The following is a 17,636-nucleotide window of genomic DNA, read 5'->3' as shown; positions in this document are numbered from 1 at the left end:
GCGGGTGACGATATCGAAGAGCTTGCGACTTACATTAACGGTCAAACTGACCTAGTGAAAGCCTCAGTAGACCAAGACGGTAAACTGCAAATCTTTGCTGGCAACAACAAAGTCGAAGGCGAAGTCGAGTTTTCAGGCGGCCTATCTGGTGAGCTAGGTTTGGGCGAAGGTAAAAAAGTGACGGTAGATACTATCGACGTAACCTCAGTTGGTGGCGCACAAGAATCTGTTGCTATCATCGATGCGGCACTTAAATACGTAGACAGCCACCGCGCAGAGCTGGGTGCATTCCAGAACCGTTTCAACCATGCAATCAGCAACTTGGACAACATTAACGAGAATGTGAACGCGTCGAAGAGCCGTATCAAAGATACAGATTTTGCGAAAGAAACGACTCAAATGACCAAGTCACAAATTCTATCGCAAGCGTCAAGCTCAATCCTTGCGCAAGCGAAACAAGCGCCAAACTCAGCGCTAAGTCTGCTAGGTTAATCAATTTTACAAAGCAAGAAACCAAAGCCAGGCTCATCCCTGGCTTTTTGCTTATTGGCTATAACGATTCAGATATGTCCTGACAGTATGTTCGATAAGGCATTCATATCGATTAGATGATCTCTTTAAATTCCAATGTTTCTGCGATGGTGGCGCAGAGACACCTGAGTCAAGCAGCTGCGCAAAATGTTGAGTCACAACGCAACCTAACTTCGGGATTTCGAATCAACTCGGCGAGCGATGATGCGGCAGGTTTACAGATATCGAATACTCTCCATGTACAAACGAGAGGGCTTGATGTCGCCTTAAGAAATGCACACGACGCTTTTTCTGTTGCTCAAACAGCGGAGGGAGCATTGCACGAAAGCAGTGACATATTGCAACGCTTACGCTCTCTGGGGCTTCAAGCAGCAAACGGCAGTTATGACTCAAGTGATCGGCAAAGTATTCAATATGAGGTCGTAGCGCTGCAAGATGAGCTTGATCGTGTCGCGATCACGACAACATTTGCGGATAAAAACCTGTTTGATGGATCTTACGGTTCACAAAGTTTCCATATTGGCGCGAACGCTAATTCAATCTCTTTGACGTTACGTAACATGCGTAGCCATATCCCAGAGATGGGAGGGCAGCATTATGTTGGTGATGCGGTCGATAAAGATTGGCGAGTCACTAAAGCTAACCAAACCCTAAAAGTCGAATACCAAGACAGTAAAGGGCAAACCCAAACGGAATCCATTGGACTCAAATTGGGTGACCGTATAGAACAGGTCGCCACTTACATCAATGCTCAACAATCGATAGTGAATGCTTCAGTAACGGAAAGCAACGAACTGCAATTCTTCGCTTCTACGATGAAGGCGCCAAAGGGTGTGGTTCTCGATGGGAGTTTAGCGGATGAGCTTGATGTGAGCGCTGGTCAATTAGTCACAATGGATGACATCGATATGTCGACGGCAGGTAAGGCGCAGCTTTCAATTGGGGTGATTGATGCAGCAATTAAGTATGTTGATTCGCACCGGAGTGAAATTGGCAGCTTTCAGAACCGTGTAAACGGCTCGATGGATAACTTAAATACTGTGAATCGGAGTGTTACAGAATCCAAGAGTCGAATAAGAGATACAGACTTCGCAAGAGAATCTACGGAAATGGTGCGTTCTCAAGTGCTCCAAGATGCGACAACTGCATTACTCGCTCAAGCGAAGCAAAGGCCGAGCTCAGCACTAGGCTTGCTCAGTTGAACGTGTTTCAGCGATGCACATCGCTCAGAAAAAAGTCAGATAATAAAAAACGCTGCCATTGGCAGCGTTTTTTTCGTGTTCGATTAAGTAAAAATTACTTAGTTACACGTAGAACTGGAGTTTCACCAACAGTTACAGAACCAGAAAGCTTGTTTAGCTCTTTGATTTCGTCCATGTTAGAGATAACAACTGGAGTTAGCGTTGACTTCGCTTTCTCTTCTAGAAGAGCTAGATCGAATTCAATTACAGTGTCGCCAGCTTTAACAGTTTGACCTTCTTCAGCGATACGCGTGAAGCCTTCGCCTTTTAGTTCAACTGTGTCGATACCGAAGTGAACGAAAAGCTCAACACCGTCGTCAGACTCGATAGAGAACGCGTGGTTAGTTTCGAAGATCTTACCGATAGTACCGTTTACAGGAGCTACCATTTTGTTGCCTGCTGGCTTGATAGCAATACCGTCACCAACGATTTTCTCAGCGAAAACAACATCTGGCACGTCTTCGATGTTTACAATCTCACCAGAAAGTGGCGCGATGATTTCGATAGCACCAGCGTCAGCGCTGTCATCAGATACAAGCTTCTTAAGTTTGTCAAACAGACCCATTGTGTCATGCTCCTAAGGTTTGGTTTTATTCTGTCGAATTATAGTATACCAATATAGCTCATTAGACGACTTTTTTCGCCGTCTAATGGCCATTAAGTATTGAATTACTTGGTACTACCGATTACTGAGCTTTCTCAGCAATAAACTTTTCTACCACGGCTTCGATTTCTTCTGCTGTCGGTAGAGAAAGGGCTTCTTCAGCCATTGCTTTCACTTCTGCGAAGTTAGAGTTACGAACTACTTTCTTCACTTTAGGGATTGAAATGCCGCTCATTGAGAACTCGTCCAGACCCATACCTAGAAGTAGAAGTGTTGCACGCTCGTCACCTGCAAGTTCACCACACATACCAGTCCATTTACCTTCTGCGTGAGAAGCGTCGATAACTTGCTTGATCACAGTAAGTACAGCTGGTGATAGTGGGTTGTATAGGTGAGAAATCATCTCGTTACCACGGTCAACCGCTAGCGTGTACTGAGTTAGGTCGTTTGTACCGATAGAGAAGAAAGACACTTCCTTCGCTAAGTGGTGTGCGATCGCAGCAGCAGCAGGAGTTTCAACCATAACACCGATTTCGATGTTTTCGTCGAACGCGTGGCCTTCAGCGCGTAGCTCTTCTTTGTACTCTTCGATCGCTTTCTTAAGCTCACGGATTTCTTCGACAGAGATGATCATTGGGAACATGATACGCAGTTTGCCGTGTGCAGAAGCACGTAGAATGCCACGTAGCTGATCACGAAGGATTTCACGACGATCTAGACTGATACGTACAGCGCGCCAGCCTAGGAATGGGTTCATCTCTTTTGGAAGATCCATGTATGGGAGATCTTTATCGCCGCCGATATCCATAGTACGGATGATCACAGCTTGACCGTTCATTGCTTCCGCAACTTCTTTGTACGCTTGGTACTGTTCTTCTTCAGTTGGTAGCGCAGTACGGTCCATAAATAGGAATTCAGTACGGTACAGACCAACACCTTCACCGCCGTTACGAAGGATACCGTCACAGTCTTTCACTGTACCGATGTTACCGCAAACTTCTACACGGTGACCGTCAGTCGTTTCTGCGTGTAGGTCTTTCAGTTTCGCTAGCTCTTCTTTTTCAGCTAGGAATGCTGCTTTAACCGCTTTCGCTTCTTCTAGCTCAGCTTCTGATGGGTTAACAACAATCTTGTTGTTCATTGCGTCAAGAATCAGCATGTCGCCATTCTTAACTTTCTTCGTGATGTCGTTAGTACCAACGATAGCTGGAAGCTCAAGTGAGCGAGCCATGATTGAAGTGTGAGAAGTACGACCGCCGATGTCACAAGCAAAACCAAGCACGTAGTCTAGGTTGATTTGTGCAGTTTCAGATGGCGTTAGGTCGTAAGCAACAAGAATTACTTCTTCGTTGATATCGCTAAGCGAAACAATGTTGATGCCTAGTGCGTTCTTAACAAAACGAGAACCGATATCGCGGATGTCAGTTGCACGCTCTTTTAAGTATTCGTCGTCTAGAGACTCAAGAGCACATGCTTGCTCTTCGATCACTGAGTGGATAGCGTGATCAGCAGTCATCTTGTCGTTTTTGATAAGTGCTAGGATTTCCTCTTCTAGCTCTTCGTCTTCAAGAAGCATGATGTGACCTTCAAAGATCGCTTCTTTTTCTTCGCCAAACGTTTCAAGCGCTTTTTGCTTGATAGTTTCTAGCTGAGCTGCAGATTTGTTACGAGCGTCAAAGAAACGCTGAACTTCAGCTTCTACTTGATCGTCAGAAATAGTGTTTGTGTTTAGGACAATTTCATCTTCTTGAAGTAGTAGTGCTTTACCGATTGCAATACCAGGAGATGCTAGGATGCCTGAAATCATAGCCTTACCTTAAGTTTGGTCAACTTTATAAAACGGGAGAATAATGGGTGCGCTAACGAATAGTTTTAGCTTAGTTTTGAGCCTATTTCCAACGAAGCCATTTTGCTTTCACAAAATGGCTTCTGGAGTAGGAGACCGGATTAGTGTAGTTGGTCCATTAGAGCAACTAGGTGGTCAACTGCTTGCTGAGCTTGTGGGCCTTCAGCAGAAATAGTAACTTGAGTACCTTTTACTAGGCCTAGTGTTTGTAGTTTGAACAGGCTCTTAGCGCTAGCGCTTTTACCGTTAGAAGTCACAGTGATGTCTGCGTCGAATGCTTTTGCTTCTTTAACAAACTGTGCAGCTGGACGAGTGTGAAGGCCGTTTTCTGCTGTGATTTCTACTTGCTTCTCGTACATGTGATATACCCCAATAAATGTATTTTTTTGTTAGTTTGTGACCAGATTTTAGCTTAACTGCTTTACATCTTGTGCGCTAGCACGGGAAGAGTTCAAAGCGCGTCAGTTCTGATACTAGTCAAAAGTTTGGTAACTACGCAACTGTTTGCGTGCGTAATCACTTTGAAACCTTTTTGTGTTCTGCTTCTTTATTTTGAAGCTAGAAATAAAACACCCTGATATTACCAAAGGTAGGGCAGGGATCAACAAAAAAGCCCCTAAACGGGGCTTTTTTAAACTAAAAATTGATTTGAACACATATTATTGTTGGTTCTCTTTTTCGGTAAAGATACCTGCAAAGAGTGCTGTACTTAGGTAACGCTCACCGGAACTTGGCAAGACAGTTACAATTGTTTTTCCTTCAAATTCAGGTAGTTCCGCAAGTCGGTTCGCTGCAACAACCGCTGCGCCAGATGAGATACCAGCTAGGATACCTTCCTCTTCCATTAGGCGACGAGCCATCTCAATCGCTTCTTCTGAGGTAACTTGCTCAACACGGTCAATAATGTCTAAATCGAGGTTACCAGGGATGAAACCAGCACCGATACCTTGAATTTTGTGTGGGGCAGGTTGGATTTCTTCGCCAGCAAGTGCTTGTGCAATAACCGGAGACTCTGCTGGCTCAACTGCAACAGAAGTGATGGCTTTGCCTTTTTCACCTTTGATGTAACGGCTAGTACCTGTGATAGTACCGCCCGTACCAACACCAGCAACGAATACGTCGATTTCACCGTCTGTCGCTTCCCAAATCTCAGGGCCCGTAGTCTTTTCGTGGATTTCTGGGTTCGCTGGGTTGTCAAATTGTTGAAGAAGTAGGTACTTCTCAGGGTTGCTTGCTACGATTTCTTCTGCTTTAGCAATCGCCCCTTTCATGCCTTTCGCCGCTTCAGTCAGCTCAAGGTTCGCGCCTAGTGCTTTTAGTAGCTTACGGCGTTCTAGGCTCATTGATTCAGGCATGGTCAATGTTAGCTTGTAACCGCGAGCAGCCGCTACGAATGCTAGAGCAACACCAGTGTTACCACTGGTAGGTTCTACAAGCTCTACACCTGGCTTAAGAAGGCCCGCTTTCTCTGCTTCCCAAATCATGTTTGCACCGATACGGCACTTAACACTGAAGCTAGGGTTACGCGCTTCAATTTTTGCGAGAACTTTGCCTTTACTTACTTTGTTTAGACGAACGAGAGGTGTATTACCAATAGTAAGAGAGTTATCTTCGTAGATTTTGCTCATAGTGATGTTCCTTCATTACACGTTGTGTGAATATGGATAGAAGAATATGCGGTATGAAAAAAAGGGAAAAGGATTAAAAAGTTATATCTTATTAGGTTGGCCCAGAACTTGATAAAAGAAAAGGGAAAAGCTGGCGCTGATCCCTTTCCTTAATCTCTAATCGACTATCGTTGGTGCTTAAACTCCGCGACCCACATAGCGGTTGCACCACATATTGCTACAGGCATGACAATGAGGTTCAAAATTGGGATCGTCGTAAACACAGACACCAATACCCCAAAGCCATAGGCCTTACCTTGCTTTTGTTTCAATTTGTAACGCATGTCGTTAAATGGGATTTTATGGTTATCAAACGGGTAGTCACAATATTGAATCGCGAGCATCCAGGCGGTAAAGATAAACCATAAAAATGGGCCTACTGTTTGTCCAAGGGCAGGGATGAGCAATAACAGGAATAGGCCTATTGCTTTAGGTAAAATGTAAAGGAGCTTTCTCCACTCACGAGCTAAAACGCGAGGAACATCTTTCAGGACGGCAGTGAAACCATCATCATTTACCTTTTGTCCCGTTAAGTACTCTTCCACTTTTTCAGCCAAGAGGCCATTGAATGGCGCGGCGATAAAGTTCGCGAGCGTGCTGAAAAAATAGGAGAAGGTAGCGAGTATCGTCAGAGCGAGTAAAGGCCAAAGAATGTAAGTTAACCAGGATAAAAACTCAGGCAGCTGCCCAATCCAGCCTTCTATCCATATATTAAGGTTTGAAAATAGATAGAAGATGGCACCACCTACAAGCAAGATATTTGCAAGTAGAGGTAAGATGACAAAGCGCCTGATTTTAGGGGCAAGTGCCAATTGTATCCCGTATAGAAAATAACCGAACCCGGTTCTCTGCTGATTGTTTTGCTTCATGTCTATTTTGGCTTCGTGTAAATGAAAACTCATTGTACCTGTGAGGACTTTTCTTTCAATGCCCTGACAAATGACGTCTTGTTAAGTGGAATCGTGGCAAGAATCACAACAAAAAACGGAACTTCTTGCATTAAGTTGTTCTAAATCTACATATAGTTTTGGTAAAGTAAACGTATCATTCAGATTTATTGCACTTGGGTTGCTGCTCAAGGAACTGCGAGTAGTAAAAACAAGTATATTGAGAGTAAATAATGCAGGAATTGCGATTCGTACTCATTGTTGTTGGCGCATTAGCCATCGCGGCATTACTGTTTCATGGTTTATGGAGCAGTAAAAAAGAAGGCAAAGCAAAGTTTGGTAACAAGCCACTTGGTAAGCTGGATGTTGACCAAGAAGACAAAAATGATCTTGTTGAGAAAGAACGAGACTTCGCTCCCGCTCCTGAAGATGACTTTGAGATCATTCGCAAAGATCGCAAAGAACCAGATTTTGGGATGGCGAATTCTTTCGACAACAAGTTTGAATCTGACCCGTTATTCGGTGGTCCATCTGAAGTCAAACAGACGCAGCAGGAGCCGGATGACATCCCTTCATTTGTTGCAGAAAAAGATAAAGAAGAGGACGTTGAGCCTGTTGTTCAAGCAACAGTAGCTGAAGAGCCATTCCAGCCCGCTGTGGAAGAAGACGCTATTCCCGCCGCGTTTGATATTACGGAGAAAGAACAGCAAGTCGAAACGGTTAGTGAGCCTGTCGTTGCAGAGCCTAAGGAAGAGCCAAAGCCAGAACCTGAAATGCAAGTGATTGTATTGAATGTGCACTGTGCTGGTGAAGAGCCATTTGTTGGTACTGCTTTATTTGAAAGTATGCAACAAAACGGTCTAATTTATGGCGAGATGGATATTTTCCACCGTCATGTCGACTTGTCCGGTAACGGCAAAGTGCTGTTTAGCGTCGCTAATATGATGCACCCTGGTACGTTTGAGCATGCTGATCCTGCTGAGTTTACAACGAAGGGTATTTCATTCTTCATGACATTGCCTTGTTATGGCGAGGCTGAACAGAACTTCAACTTAATGCTCCGAACTGCGCAGCAAATTGCTGATGATTTAGGTGGTAACGTACTTGATGACCAGCGCAACTTAATGACGCCAGATCGTTTAGCATCTTATCGACGTCAAATAGTTGAGTTTAATGCCGCTAACGCATAATCTTAACAGCAAATAATAAAAGGGCTCCGGATGGAGCCCTTTTTCTTGGATTTCCCAACCTCACCGATTGAAAATACACGGGGCTTTACTATGTCTGAATCAGTACTTCAGCGACTAGAAGAACTAAAAGAGTCGTTGCATTACCACGCTGTGCGTTACTACGTGGAAGATAACCCAGAGATCCCTGATGCCGAGTACGACCGTTTAATGCGAGAGTTACTGGATATTGAAGCTGAGAACCCTGACTTAATAGCCGTAGACTCGCCAAGCCAACGTGTCGGTGGACAGCCTCTCTCTGCGTTTAGCCAAGTGACACATGAAGTACCGATGCTTTCGCTTGATAACGCGTTTGATGATAGTGAACTTGATAGTTTCCACAAGCGCGCACAAGAGCGCGTGGGCAGCCAGAGTGTGAAAGAATACTGTTGTGAGCCTAAATTGGATGGACTCGCCGTAAGTTTGTTATATGAGAATGGCGTGTTAGTTCAGGCGGCCACTCGAGGCGATGGTACTACGGGTGAAAACATCACAGAGAATGTGCGTACGATTAAAGCTATTCCTTTAAAACTCAGGGGTAATGACTGGCCAAATCGTCTTGAAGTTCGTGGTGAAGTCTTTATGCCGAAAGCTGGGTTTGAAAAGCTCAATGAATTAGCAAGGAAGAAAGGCGAGAAAATCTTTGTGAATCCACGTAACGCTGCGGCAGGTAGCTTACGACAATTGGATTCACGTATTACGGCTTCTCGTCCGCTTAGCTTCTATGCATACAGTGTAGGCGTGGTGCAAGGTGCAGAATTGGCAGCAAGTCATTACGAACGCTTTTTGCAAATCAAATCTTGGGGACTGCCAATGTGTCCGGAAACTAAGCGAGTTGAAAGCTTGGCGGATGTAAAAGCTTACTACCAAGATATATTGCAGCGTCGTGATGCCCTCCCTTATGAGATCGATGGTGTCGTTATTAAAATTGACGATATTGCCGTGCAAGAGCGTCTGGGGTTTGTTGCTCGCGCTCCACGTTGGGCGATTGCCTACAAATTCCCAGCACAGGAAGAAATGACGACACTGAATGAAGTGGAGTTCCAAGTCGGTCGCACTGGTGCGATTACACCTGTTGCTAAACTAGAGCCTGTATTTGTTGGCGGGGTAACGGTAAGTAATGCGACGCTTCATAACGCAGATGAGATAGAACGTCTGCAAGTCAAGATTGGTGATCACGTTGTGATCCGCCGTGCTGGCGATGTTATTCCGCAAGTCGTATCTGTCATCAAAGAGCGTCGACCAGAAACAGCTCGAGATATTGTTTTCCCAACTCAGTGTCCTGTTTGTGGTTCGCATGTTGAGCGGATCGAAGGAGAAGCGGTAACACGTTGTATGGGGGGCTTAGTTTGCCAAGCCCAACGCAAACAAGCGCTAAAACACTTTGTTTCTCGTAAAGCGTTAGACGTTGACGGTTTAGGTGATAAAGTGATCGAGCAGCTTGTTGATCGTGAGATGGTGAAAACTCCTGCTGACTTATTTAAGTTATCAGCGGGGATTTTAACCGTACTAGATCGCATGGGGCCAAAGTCTGCGCAGAATATTGTGAATGCGTTAGAAAAATCCAAAGAAACAACTTTACCCCGGTTTTTGTATTCACTGGGGATCCGTGAAGTTGGCGAGGCAACCGCAGCAAACTTAGCAATGCACTTTAAAACGTTGGGAGCGATCCAAAATGCTACCGAAGAGCAGTTGATTGAAGTGCAAGACATCGGTGCTGTGGTTGCTCAACATATTACGACTTTCTTTAGTGAAGAACAGAACCAAGCGGTGGTTAAAGATTTGCTTGAACAAGGAATTCATTGGCCAGAGATTAATACTACTGAGCAGGTGGGGGAATTACCATTAGAAGGTAAAACAGTAGTATTAACGGGAACACTTTCTCAACTGGGGCGTACAGAAGCCAAAGAAGCCCTCCAAGCACTGGGGGCTAAAGTGACGGGTAGTGTTTCTAAGAAAACCGATATTTTGTTTGCTGGTGAAAATGCAGGTTCGAAGCTCGCAAAGGCACAAGAACTGGGTATCGAAATTAAAACAGAACAAGACTTACTCGAACTGATGAATTAAGTCTTCTCAAAAAAGCTAAAAAATAACTAAAAGCCCCGTATGGTAAGCATGCGGGGCTTTTTCTTGTTCACAATTAAGTGTTTTTTTATTGAGTAATTGATGCCTTTGTTCTTTTCAGTGATCAAGATCGAACCTTGGGTTATTGGTTTTTTTGGCTTTTTTAGTCTGCGAGTGACTTCAAGTTGATACTTTTAAGTTAAATTTAAATGTTTGATTTTAAATGATATTTTATTGCGTTGTGTTGGTGTTGTTAAAAATAAGATCTGGATCAATAAGTTATATGGAACTTTGGAGTGGCTCATATTTTTTTAGAAAAAAAATAAGTTCCATTTGGATGTTTTTAGCTGCGAAGTTAGTCTTAATCACGTGGATACACGGTGTGTATGCAGGAACTAAAAAAAGCCAAATTAGAAATAATGAGGTTTGATCAGGAATTTACTTCTCTCCTTCGGCGGCCAACTAAAGGTGAGATAGAAAAATACAGCTATATCCATTTTTAGGAGTTTTTCCATGGACAAATTTTTTAAGGTTTCAGCGTTAACCGCAGCAATGTTTGGTGTTGTTGCTGTCGCTCCAGCTACAGCGTCTACTGAAAGTGCAGCAGGTGGCGAGTACGTAGAGAAAGTGAACGAATTTATGCAAGACTCAAGTCTGAATGCATTATTCATAGTTGATACTCGTTCACGAACTCGTACAACAGGTAAGCCCGGCGGTGAAAATGGTGACCGTTGGAGTCGTCTAAACTACTCTTCTTACAACGCAATTTTAGACTTCACTTCTGGCTACCACGATGGTTGGGTGGGCGCAGATGTTGCGGCTTACTACTCTGGCGATCTTTACAACGATAGTCTTTACAATTCAAACGAAGGCTACCTATGTAACGAAATCTCAACTTGTAACAACCTAGACTGGGGTGCAGGTGATGGTCAGCAGCTTAAAGTTTACAAAGCAGCGCTGAAATTCAAAGCAAACGAAAACTTTAATGCTCGTTTCGGTATGTTACAGGCTGGTGGTAACGGTACAATCGGTAACGTTTGGAGCTTTGTACCTGGTACTTACCGTGGTTTCGAACTGAACGCTAAACTTGGTGATTTCAACCTAAGCTACTTTGGCGCAGACCAATTTACAGCACCTTGGCTGCTTCACGAAGATGATTACGCACCAGCGCTTTGGTCTGACACGTCATGGAGCTACCTACACTCTCTAGGTCTAAATGGTAACCTAACTGACAGCCTGTTTATGCAACTTGGCCTAGGCCAAGCAACTGGCGTTCAATATGCAAATGGTGTTGACTGGGGTGCAGGTCAAGTGACTAGCTACCACAACGAGACTGATAACACATCTTACAAAGCGTATTTGAAGTACACAGTGAGCGATCGTACAACTCTAGCATTTGATTTCTACGGTGTTGATGACGATGTGAAATACGATGGTCTAGGTTTCCACACTGGTCTGTCTTTGAACCAATCTTTCGGCAAGCTAGCTTGGATGTCTGAGTTGCGCTACACAGACACAGATAACCGTGCGGACTTCGTTCCTCGTACTATTCATACATATGGTATGAACAATGGTACTTGGTCTCAGTGGTGGGATGCGCTATCTGACTGGAACAAAGCGGGTGAGCTAGCATGGTACAACCGTCTATCTTACAACCAAGGTAACGGCTGGAACTACTACCTAGGCTTTGGTTACGGTACTGGCGCTGACTCTGCAGCAAGCGGAGCATCAGGTGACTGGGATTACGAAAGCGAATACGCAGTTAACGCAACAGTATCTTACTCACTACAAAGTGGCGCGCTTAAAGGTTCTACCATTCGTTTACACGGTACAATCCTAGAACGTGATGAGTACGCAGGTGCTGGCGATGCGGATGAAACAGACTTACGTCTACAAGTTCTTATCCCTTACAGCTTCCACTAATACTTAATTAGATAATAAAAGGAGCCGCTAGGCTCCTTTTCTATTTCACTTCTCGGCCGTCGTATATTTTGCAATATAACGGTGGCAACATATGTACATTACCGTTTGGCAACTCACACTTTATCTCTGGGCCTAACGTACGACCACCGGATGCACCATTAGCATGAGTGGTTAACGGAATTATGGCAAAAGATATTACTAATAGACCAGATAAAAATCTCATAATAATCACCTTAATGTAAACTTTAAATATCTACGTGCTTGTATAAACCGTGACTACGCAGAAAGGCAAGGTTGAATAGGGCTCTTATATCAAACTAAGCTCTTACTTCTTTACTATTCCCATTCCCCACCTCTAAATCGACACATTTCACTTGGAATATTCGTAACGTCGCCACTTGGCATCTTACATTCGACTACAGGTCCCAAATTAGTTGTACCGCCGTTTCCGTTGTTGTAGGCAAAGGAAGAAAAAGAAAAAATACCGCACAACATTAAAAAGAGAAGCTTATTCATAGTACATCCTCTTACTTACCAAATAAAAAGCACTCAACTTAAATGCTTATGCGTTAAGTATGTATCCGAGGATAAAAAGATCAAAAAATAATTCAATAAAGTTTTATTTTTTAAAATAAATTTAGATCGATAATTTACCTAGATATATTTCTATCTTATTGATTGTCGTGTGTTGAATAATTAAATAATAGGAAATGGTAGGTAGGGTATTAATAATATTACTAATACTTATTTTTTTCTCGATTTTAATTAAGGTAATGAAATGAAAGCAGTTGTTTAGATTAAAGTAATGGAGCATGATTTGCCCCATTACTTTGGCATAAATTAATTAGAATCAGGCTCAATGATTAAAATAATACCTTCAACATCGGTGATTCTTACGCGGGTACCGGCTGGAAGTGCTTGATCCGATTGTGCGGACCATGTGGTATCGGCTACCTTGATGCGATTGAGCCCGACGGAAAAGTCTTCTTCAAGGATAAGAGTACGCCCAATTAACTGCTTGTACTTTTGGTTCAGATCTCTTTCTTGGTCTTCTTGCTTGTCTTTAGACCATTGTCGTCGCCACCAAAGCCAGGTGGTGATTAAGCTGAAGCTTGCAAAGCAAAGCCATTGCAATTGCCAGCTCATTGGCAAAACGGTCATGAGTGCTCCAACGATAAGTGCAGACATCCCGAGCCAGAGAAAATACCCTGCGGTACCAAGTAGCTCAACTGCTAAAAGAGCAAAGCCAAACGCTAGCCAATGCCAGAAAGAGATACCTTCCAACAAACTAAAAAAGTCCATAAATTATTCTTTATCTTGCTGTTTAAACATTTCTGCTATCCCTGCAACCGAGCCCATTAGTCCGGTTGCTTCTAATGGAAGCATAATGATTTTACCATTTTCGGCTTGACCAATGCTCTTGATCGCTTCGGTATAACCCTGTGCAATGAAGTAATTGACGGCTTGCATGTCACCTTTTGCAATGGCTTCGGAAACCATGTAAGTCGCTTTTGCTTCTGCTTGCGCGGCACGCTCACGTGCTTCTGCATGGAGAATAGCAGACTGCTTTTCGCCTTCAGCTTTTAATATCTCTGATTGTTTATGACCTTCGGCCTTTAATATCTCAGCTTGGCGAACCCCTTCTGCTTCAAGAATTTCCGCACGCTTATTACGCTCGGCTTTCATTTGCGCATTCATTGCAGCGGTCAGATCGGCTGGTGGCTGGACATCTTTAATCTCAATTCGTGTGACTTTTACGCCCCAAGGGTTTGTTGCTTGGTCAACAATCGCCAACAGCTTAGAGTTGATCATGTCGCGTTGGCTCAGCATTTCGTCCAGTTCCATTGAACCTAAAACGGTACGAATGTTGGTAAGGGTCAAGTTTCTAATAGCGTGTTCTAAGTCGTTGACTTCATAAGCCGCTTTGGCAGCATCGATCACTTGAACAAATCCGACAGCGTCAATAACCACGTTAGCGTTATCTTTTGAAATGACCTCTTGCGCAGGAATATCGAGAACGCGCTCCATCATATTTACTTTTTGACCAACTTTATCAACGAATGGAATGATCAAGTTTAAACCCGGCTTTAATGTGTGGGTGTAGCGTCCGAAGCGTTCAACTGTCCAGTTGTTTCCTTGCGGAACCGTTTTAATGGCTGAAGATAAGATAACGACAGCAAGAACGACGAAAATACCGATGGTGATCAGTGAATCAATTGGCATGAGTTATTCCCTTAAGTGCATAATGTTCGATCCATTTTTACCTATTTATAGACAATAGACAATTGAAGTTCTGAGACCTTTGAGAGGTTATTGGTTTTTTATATGACAAAGGCCGGAAACACCGGCCTTTGTTGTCTTATTCCTAGAAGAATGCGGCGCTTAGTACAAAATTGAGTAAAGCTGGCGACGATATTTGCTTGCTAATGCGTTACCTTGACCTAGCGTACTGAGAATATCCATAAAAGTCTTCTTCACTTCACCGTCTTGGGCGCCCAAGTCTTTTTTAAGAATATTCCACAGCAGTTCCAACGCTTCTTCATCCCGACCAACTTGGTTGTATTGTACCGCCAATTCACAAGCGAGTTCGAAGTTTGCCATGTCTGCTGCGTATGCTTGTTCTAGTCGCTGTAACTCAGGGCTATCTGCAGCCTGCAAATGCAGCTCGAGCTTGGCTATTAGGCTCTTGTAGTAGTTATCTTGATACTCGAGAGGGATAGCGTTCAGTAGTTCTTGGGCAATATCAAATTGTTTGGTTTCTAGCAAACAATCAGCCATCGCGAGTTTCACATCACCACGCTCTTGCAGCTCTGGCGGCAAAGTGTGGATGATGCTCAAAGCCTGAGCATGCTCACCTTGCTGAAGAAGTTCACTGACTTGTTTTAATAGTTGTTCATCTGGGCTTGGCAAATGCTTTTGTAGCATGGTGGCAATGGCATCAATTGGCTGGGGGCCTCCCAGACCATCGACGGCTTGACCATTTATAAACAGCGCGATAGTTGGCAATACTTGCACGCCAAATTGAGACGCTAAAGCGGGCTGATCTTCACAATTTAGTAGAGCAAGCGTAAATGCACCGTTGTACTGTTGAGCAAGAGATTGCAACTCAGGGAGTATCTGTGCGCTTTCTGGCTGAGCGTTGGCCCAAAAGTGGATCAAAACGGGCGTGTTCATTGATCCTTCAAGCGTTTCGCGAAAGTTCTGTTCTGTTATCTCAACGATAAATGGGGATTGCATCAGAGTATCCTTGCCTTGTGTCTTGTCGTTGATATTAGATATGGAGTTGATTTAGGTGAAATTCAAGCGACATTCACCATCAATAATGAATCATTCTATTTTGAGAAAACGTGGGGTAATAGAGTGAGGTTATTACTGCTCAGGTGTTAGATAAAAAGAAAACGCTGCCGAAGCAGCGCAATTCTAATGCTATTTGTTAGTGCGGTATCAAAATAGGATGAACATGGTCAACACTACACCCACACTAAGCCAGTTAAGCTGATTTAATGTCATTGTTGCCTCGCAGTAGTATAAACATTGCTACAAAACGTAATGGGTGGCGATACCAAATCTAAGCAACTCAATCACTTTGGGCGAAAGAATCCCCGCTGAATTGCGTAGAAATTGATTCGTTTAGTTGAGGTTTTTTTAACCTACATGTTCATAATGACATCACATTGTTACGGTGAAATTACATTTCGACAAAACTTTTTTATGCAGCCTGTCGCAAAATTTTATCAAGTACACGGGTTGGTAATAGTCTTTTCAAGACTGCGAATAATTTAGTCGGTGTAGTAATTCGATAACGAATTTTCGGTGAAACGCTAGTTAATGCATGAAGAACTGGTGCGATGCAAGACTCTGCAGGTAAAACAAATCGATTATTAGACTTGTCGTTGTTGAGTCGCTCTCTTTGTCCTTCATAAGCATCACGATGGGGGCTAGATTCAATATCAACCCACTTCTCAAAGGCTCGTAATGCATTGTTTCTAAATTGAGTTTCGATCGGTCCTGGTTCTATCAATGCCACTTTGATATTCGTATCCGCAAGCTCTAGCCTGAGCGTATCTGTCCAGCCTTCTAAGGCAAATTTTGATGAATTATAGGCGCCACGGTATTTCATTGCGGCAAAACCAAGAACAGAACTGTTTTGTATGATGCGTCCTTCGCCTTGCTGGCGCATATGAGGAAGCACCTCTCTGACCAACTGGTGCCAACCAAAAAAGTTGGTCTGAAATTGATCTTGAAGAGCCTCGGTGGGTAAGTCTTCCAGTGCTCCGGGCTGACCATAGGCACCATTATTGAACACTGCGTAAAGCTTACCTTCTGCTAACTCTAGCGCTTGCTTCACGCCCGAAGAAATGCTTTCTGGGCTATTTAGGTCTAGATTGATGCAGGTTAGCCCTTCATTAATTAGGCGCTGGACATCTTGTTCTTTCCTACAAGATGCAATGACATTAAATCCCTTGTTTTGTAGGGCGTGAGCGCACACGTAACCGATGCCGGTTGAACAACCCGTAATAAGAATCGACTTTTTCATAATTTAATTTAAGACTCAGAAACCTTGATTAGAGCCATCATTCATCAGCTCCGGTCATGAAGCAAGTGCTTGAGTGCTGGCTCTATTCTGGAGTAGCTAAATTTAAAGCCCAGTTCGGTGAGTTTTTTGGGTTTGGCTCTCATGCTATCAAACAATAAGCAGGAAGATTCTCCCATTAGGAGTTCCATCGCCCATTTAGGCGTGAACAAGATATGCGGACGTTTTAGCGTTTTAGCTAGTGTGCCGCTGAATATACGATTAGTCACAGGATGGGGGGCGCACATATTGAATGCACCGTGGGCATGTGGTGTTTCAAGCAAGTACATGATGGCGCGGACCATATCTAGGATGTGAATCCAAGGCATGTACTGATTACCGTTCCCGAGTGGGCCGCCTACGCCAAGCTTGTAAGGTAATAGCATTTTTGCCAACGCACCACCATTAAGGCCGAGTACCACGCCAGTTCTCAGTAGACAAACCCGTGTTTGTTCCGACTCTGCGCGCTTGGCTATTTGCTCCCACTTTGCACAAACCTCGTGAGGAAAGTCGTCGCTATTAACATGTAAGCACTCATCAAACGGATGGTCTTGTTGATCACCATAGTAGCCAACTGCCGAGCCACTAATAAAAACAGAAGGAGGTTCGGTACTAGCGTGGATCAGCTCAACAATTTGCTCGGTAATTTTCCAACGACTTTTGCAGATTTTTTCTTTTTGCTCGCTGGTCCACCTTTTATCCGCAATAGGCTCACCTGCAAGATTAATGACGGCATCAACGTGATTGAGATCGGCGAACGACTCGAGCGAGTCAAGGTATTCGATATTACCCAGATCAGCATGCTGTAGGCGTTGTTTTGCTCGCTCTGGAGAGCGTGTAAGTAGCATAACCTGGTGAGTTGATAGCAGCTTGAGCAACTCCGAGCCAATAAACCCAGTGCCACCTGTGAGTAATATCTTCATGTTATCTCTTTGAATGTACACGTATTAGAACATTATAGTCGTTTTGTGCTTAGCTTGATCATCTCAACACCATTATTTCTGGGATAGTGACAAGCTGGCAGAGATACTATTAACTTCACATATTAGAAAATATGTAACTAAATGTTATAGA

17 protein-coding genes are annotated in these 17,636 nt (G+C 43.7%); 5 read left to right on the top strand and 12 right to left on the bottom strand.

Annotated elements, in window-relative coordinates; translation table 11 throughout:
- Both R7M92_RS14810 and R7M92_RS14805 read left to right on the top strand, forming a co-directional pair.
- A partial coding sequence (locus R7M92_RS14810; protein ID WP_318133713.1) for a flagellin occupies positions 1–492 on the top strand: 492 nt, incomplete at its 5' end.
- Positions 493–608: 116 nt separating this feature from the next.
- Positions 609–1,733, top strand: coding sequence for a flagellin (locus R7M92_RS14805; protein ID WP_318133711.1), 1,125 nt, complete (start codon positions 609–611; stop codon positions 1,731–1,733).
- Between the two features lie 94 nt (positions 1,734–1,827).
- Here R7M92_RS14805 and crr read toward each other — a convergent pair whose 3' ends face one another.
- The 5 genes from crr to cysZ all read right to left on the bottom strand — a co-directional run bounded on the left by crr (position 1,828) and on the right by cysZ (position 6,758).
- Positions 1,828–2,337 (bottom strand): PTS glucose transporter subunit IIA, encoded by a 510-nt coding sequence (crr, locus tag R7M92_RS14800; RefSeq protein WP_005382041.1) that lies wholly within the window; start codon positions 2,335–2,337, stop codon positions 1,828–1,830.
- A 121-nt stretch (positions 2,338–2,458) separates the two neighbouring features.
- Positions 2,459–4,183, bottom strand: a complete 1,725-nt coding sequence (ptsI, locus tag R7M92_RS14795) for a phosphoenolpyruvate-protein phosphotransferase PtsI (RefSeq protein WP_005389298.1) — start codon at positions 4,181–4,183, stop codon at positions 2,459–2,461.
- A gap of 140 nt (positions 4,184–4,323) precedes the next feature.
- Positions 4,324–4,581 (bottom strand): HPr family phosphocarrier protein, encoded by a 258-nt coding sequence (locus tag R7M92_RS14790; protein ID WP_005382043.1) that lies wholly within the window; start codon positions 4,579–4,581, stop codon positions 4,324–4,326.
- A 300-nt stretch (positions 4,582–4,881) separates the two neighbouring features.
- The gene (cysK, locus tag R7M92_RS14785) at positions 4,882–5,850 is read right to left on the bottom strand and encodes a cysteine synthase A (RefSeq protein WP_005382045.1); all 969 of its coding nucleotides are present in this window, start codon (positions 5,848–5,850) and stop codon (positions 4,882–4,884) included.
- A 164-nt stretch (positions 5,851–6,014) separates the two neighbouring features.
- Positions 6,015–6,758: a sulfate transporter CysZ gene (gene cysZ, locus R7M92_RS14780; RefSeq protein ID WP_025998633.1), complete on the bottom strand. Its 744-nt coding sequence runs from the start codon at positions 6,756–6,758 to the stop codon at positions 6,015–6,017.
- A gap of 251 nt (positions 6,759–7,009) precedes the next feature.
- On the opposite strand from cysZ, the gene zipA reads away from it, so the two are divergent.
- The 3 genes from zipA to R7M92_RS14765 all read left to right on the top strand — a co-directional run bounded on the left by zipA (position 7,010) and on the right by R7M92_RS14765 (position 11,989).
- On the top strand, positions 7,010–7,966 hold the full coding sequence (gene zipA, locus R7M92_RS14775; protein WP_065274252.1) for a cell division protein ZipA: 957 nt from the start codon (positions 7,010–7,012) through the stop codon (positions 7,964–7,966).
- Between the two features lie 90 nt (positions 7,967–8,056).
- Positions 8,057–10,069, top strand: a complete 2,013-nt coding sequence (gene ligA, locus R7M92_RS14770; protein WP_167415061.1) for an NAD-dependent DNA ligase LigA — start codon at positions 8,057–8,059, stop codon at positions 10,067–10,069.
- 510 nt (positions 10,070–10,579) lie between these two features.
- Positions 10,580–11,989 carry a hypothetical protein gene (locus R7M92_RS14765; RefSeq protein ID WP_005382055.1) on the top strand — a complete coding sequence of 470 codons (1,410 nt, stop codon included), beginning with the start codon at positions 10,580–10,582 and terminating at the stop codon, positions 11,987–11,989.
- A 40-nt stretch (positions 11,990–12,029) separates the two neighbouring features.
- On the opposite strand, the gene R7M92_RS14760 is transcribed toward R7M92_RS14765, so the two are convergent.
- The 7 genes from R7M92_RS14760 to R7M92_RS14730 form a co-directional block, all read right to left on the bottom strand.
- Positions 12,030–12,212: a hypothetical protein gene (locus tag R7M92_RS14760; RefSeq protein ID WP_021707681.1), complete on the bottom strand. Its 183-nt coding sequence runs from the start codon at positions 12,210–12,212 to the stop codon at positions 12,030–12,032.
- A 113-nt stretch (positions 12,213–12,325) separates the two neighbouring features.
- A complete protein-coding gene (locus R7M92_RS14755) occupies positions 12,326–12,505 on the bottom strand; it encodes a hypothetical protein (RefSeq protein ID WP_152665709.1) in 180 nt (59 codons plus the stop codon).
- A 324-nt stretch (positions 12,506–12,829) separates the two neighbouring features.
- Positions 12,830–13,291 carry an NfeD family protein gene (locus R7M92_RS14750; protein ID WP_017634826.1) on the bottom strand — a complete coding sequence of 154 codons (462 nt, stop codon included), beginning with the start codon at positions 13,289–13,291 and terminating at the stop codon, positions 12,830–12,832.
- Positions 13,292–13,294: 3 nt separating this feature from the next.
- Positions 13,295–14,212, bottom strand: coding sequence for an SPFH domain-containing protein (locus tag R7M92_RS14745; protein ID WP_005382060.1), 918 nt, complete (start codon positions 14,210–14,212; stop codon positions 13,295–13,297).
- Between the two features lie 159 nt (positions 14,213–14,371).
- Positions 14,372–15,226 carry a co-chaperone YbbN gene (locus tag R7M92_RS14740; RefSeq protein ID WP_318133707.1) on the bottom strand — a complete coding sequence of 285 codons (855 nt, stop codon included), beginning with the start codon at positions 15,224–15,226 and terminating at the stop codon, positions 14,372–14,374.
- A gap of 472 nt (positions 15,227–15,698) precedes the next feature.
- Entirely contained in the window at positions 15,699–16,526 is an 828-nt protein-coding gene (locus R7M92_RS14735) for an SDR family oxidoreductase (protein ID WP_318133704.1), read from the bottom strand.
- Between the two features lie 44 nt (positions 16,527–16,570).
- Positions 16,571–17,485: a TIGR01777 family oxidoreductase gene (locus R7M92_RS14730; protein ID WP_005382076.1), complete on the bottom strand. Its 915-nt coding sequence runs from the start codon at positions 17,483–17,485 to the stop codon at positions 16,571–16,573.
- Positions 17,486–17,636 lie beyond the last annotated feature (151 nt).

It is taken from the genome of Vibrio sp. Vb2880 (assembly GCF_033337975.1).
In the GTDB taxonomy this organism is placed as follows: domain Bacteria; phylum Pseudomonadota; class Gammaproteobacteria; order Enterobacterales; family Vibrionaceae; genus Vibrio; species Vibrio alginolyticus.
The sequence above is the reverse complement of the archived record's forward strand: the minus strand, read 5'-3'. Positions and strand labels throughout refer to the sequence as shown.

What these genes read in the sequence shown, in the direction of transcription:
- R7M92_RS14730 (WP_005382076.1), bottom strand. Translation starts at nt 17,485, where the DNA reads ATGAAGATATTACTCACAGGTGGCACTGGGTTTATTGGCTCGGAGTTG.
- ligA (WP_167415061.1), top strand. Translation starts at nt 8,057, where the DNA reads ATGTCTGAATCAGTACTTCAGCGACTAGAAGAACTAAAAGAGTCGTTG.
- crr (WP_005382041.1), bottom strand. Translation starts at nt 2,337, where the DNA reads ATGGGTCTGTTTGACAAACTTAAGAAGCTTGTATCTGATGACAGCGCT.
- R7M92_RS14740 (WP_318133707.1), bottom strand. Translation starts at nt 15,226, where the DNA reads ATGCAATCCCCATTTATCGTTGAGATAACAGAACAGAACTTTCGCGAA.
- R7M92_RS14745 (WP_005382060.1), bottom strand. Translation starts at nt 14,212, where the DNA reads ATGCCAATTGATTCACTGATCACCATCGGTATTTTCGTCGTTCTTGCT.
- R7M92_RS14750 (WP_017634826.1), bottom strand. Translation starts at nt 13,291, where the DNA reads ATGGACTTTTTTAGTTTGTTGGAAGGTATCTCTTTCTGGCATTGGCTA.
- ptsI (WP_005389298.1), bottom strand. Translation starts at nt 4,183, where the DNA reads ATGATTTCAGGCATCCTAGCATCTCCTGGTATTGCAATCGGTAAAGCA.
- zipA (WP_065274252.1), top strand. Translation starts at nt 7,010, where the DNA reads ATGCAGGAATTGCGATTCGTACTCATTGTTGTTGGCGCATTAGCCATC.
- R7M92_RS14805 (WP_318133711.1), top strand. Translation starts at nt 609, where the DNA reads ATGATCTCTTTAAATTCCAATGTTTCTGCGATGGTGGCGCAGAGACAC.
- cysZ (WP_025998633.1), bottom strand. Translation starts at nt 6,758, where the DNA reads ATGAAGCAAAACAATCAGCAGAGAACCGGGTTCGGTTATTTTCTATAC.
- cysK (WP_005382045.1), bottom strand. Translation starts at nt 5,850, where the DNA reads ATGAGCAAAATCTACGAAGATAACTCTCTTACTATTGGTAATACACCT.
- R7M92_RS14790 (WP_005382043.1), bottom strand. Translation starts at nt 4,581, where the DNA reads ATGTACGAGAAGCAAGTAGAAATCACAGCAGAAAACGGCCTTCACACT.
- R7M92_RS14755 (WP_152665709.1), bottom strand. Translation starts at nt 12,505, where the DNA reads ATGAATAAGCTTCTCTTTTTAATGTTGTGCGGTATTTTTTCTTTTTCT.
- R7M92_RS14735 (WP_318133704.1), bottom strand. Translation starts at nt 16,526, where the DNA reads ATGAAAAAGTCGATTCTTATTACGGGTTGTTCAACCGGCATCGGTTAC.
- R7M92_RS14760 (WP_021707681.1), bottom strand. Translation starts at nt 12,212, where the DNA reads ATGAGATTTTTATCTGGTCTATTAGTAATATCTTTTGCCATAATTCCG.
- R7M92_RS14765 (WP_005382055.1), top strand. Translation starts at nt 10,580, where the DNA reads ATGGACAAATTTTTTAAGGTTTCAGCGTTAACCGCAGCAATGTTTGGT.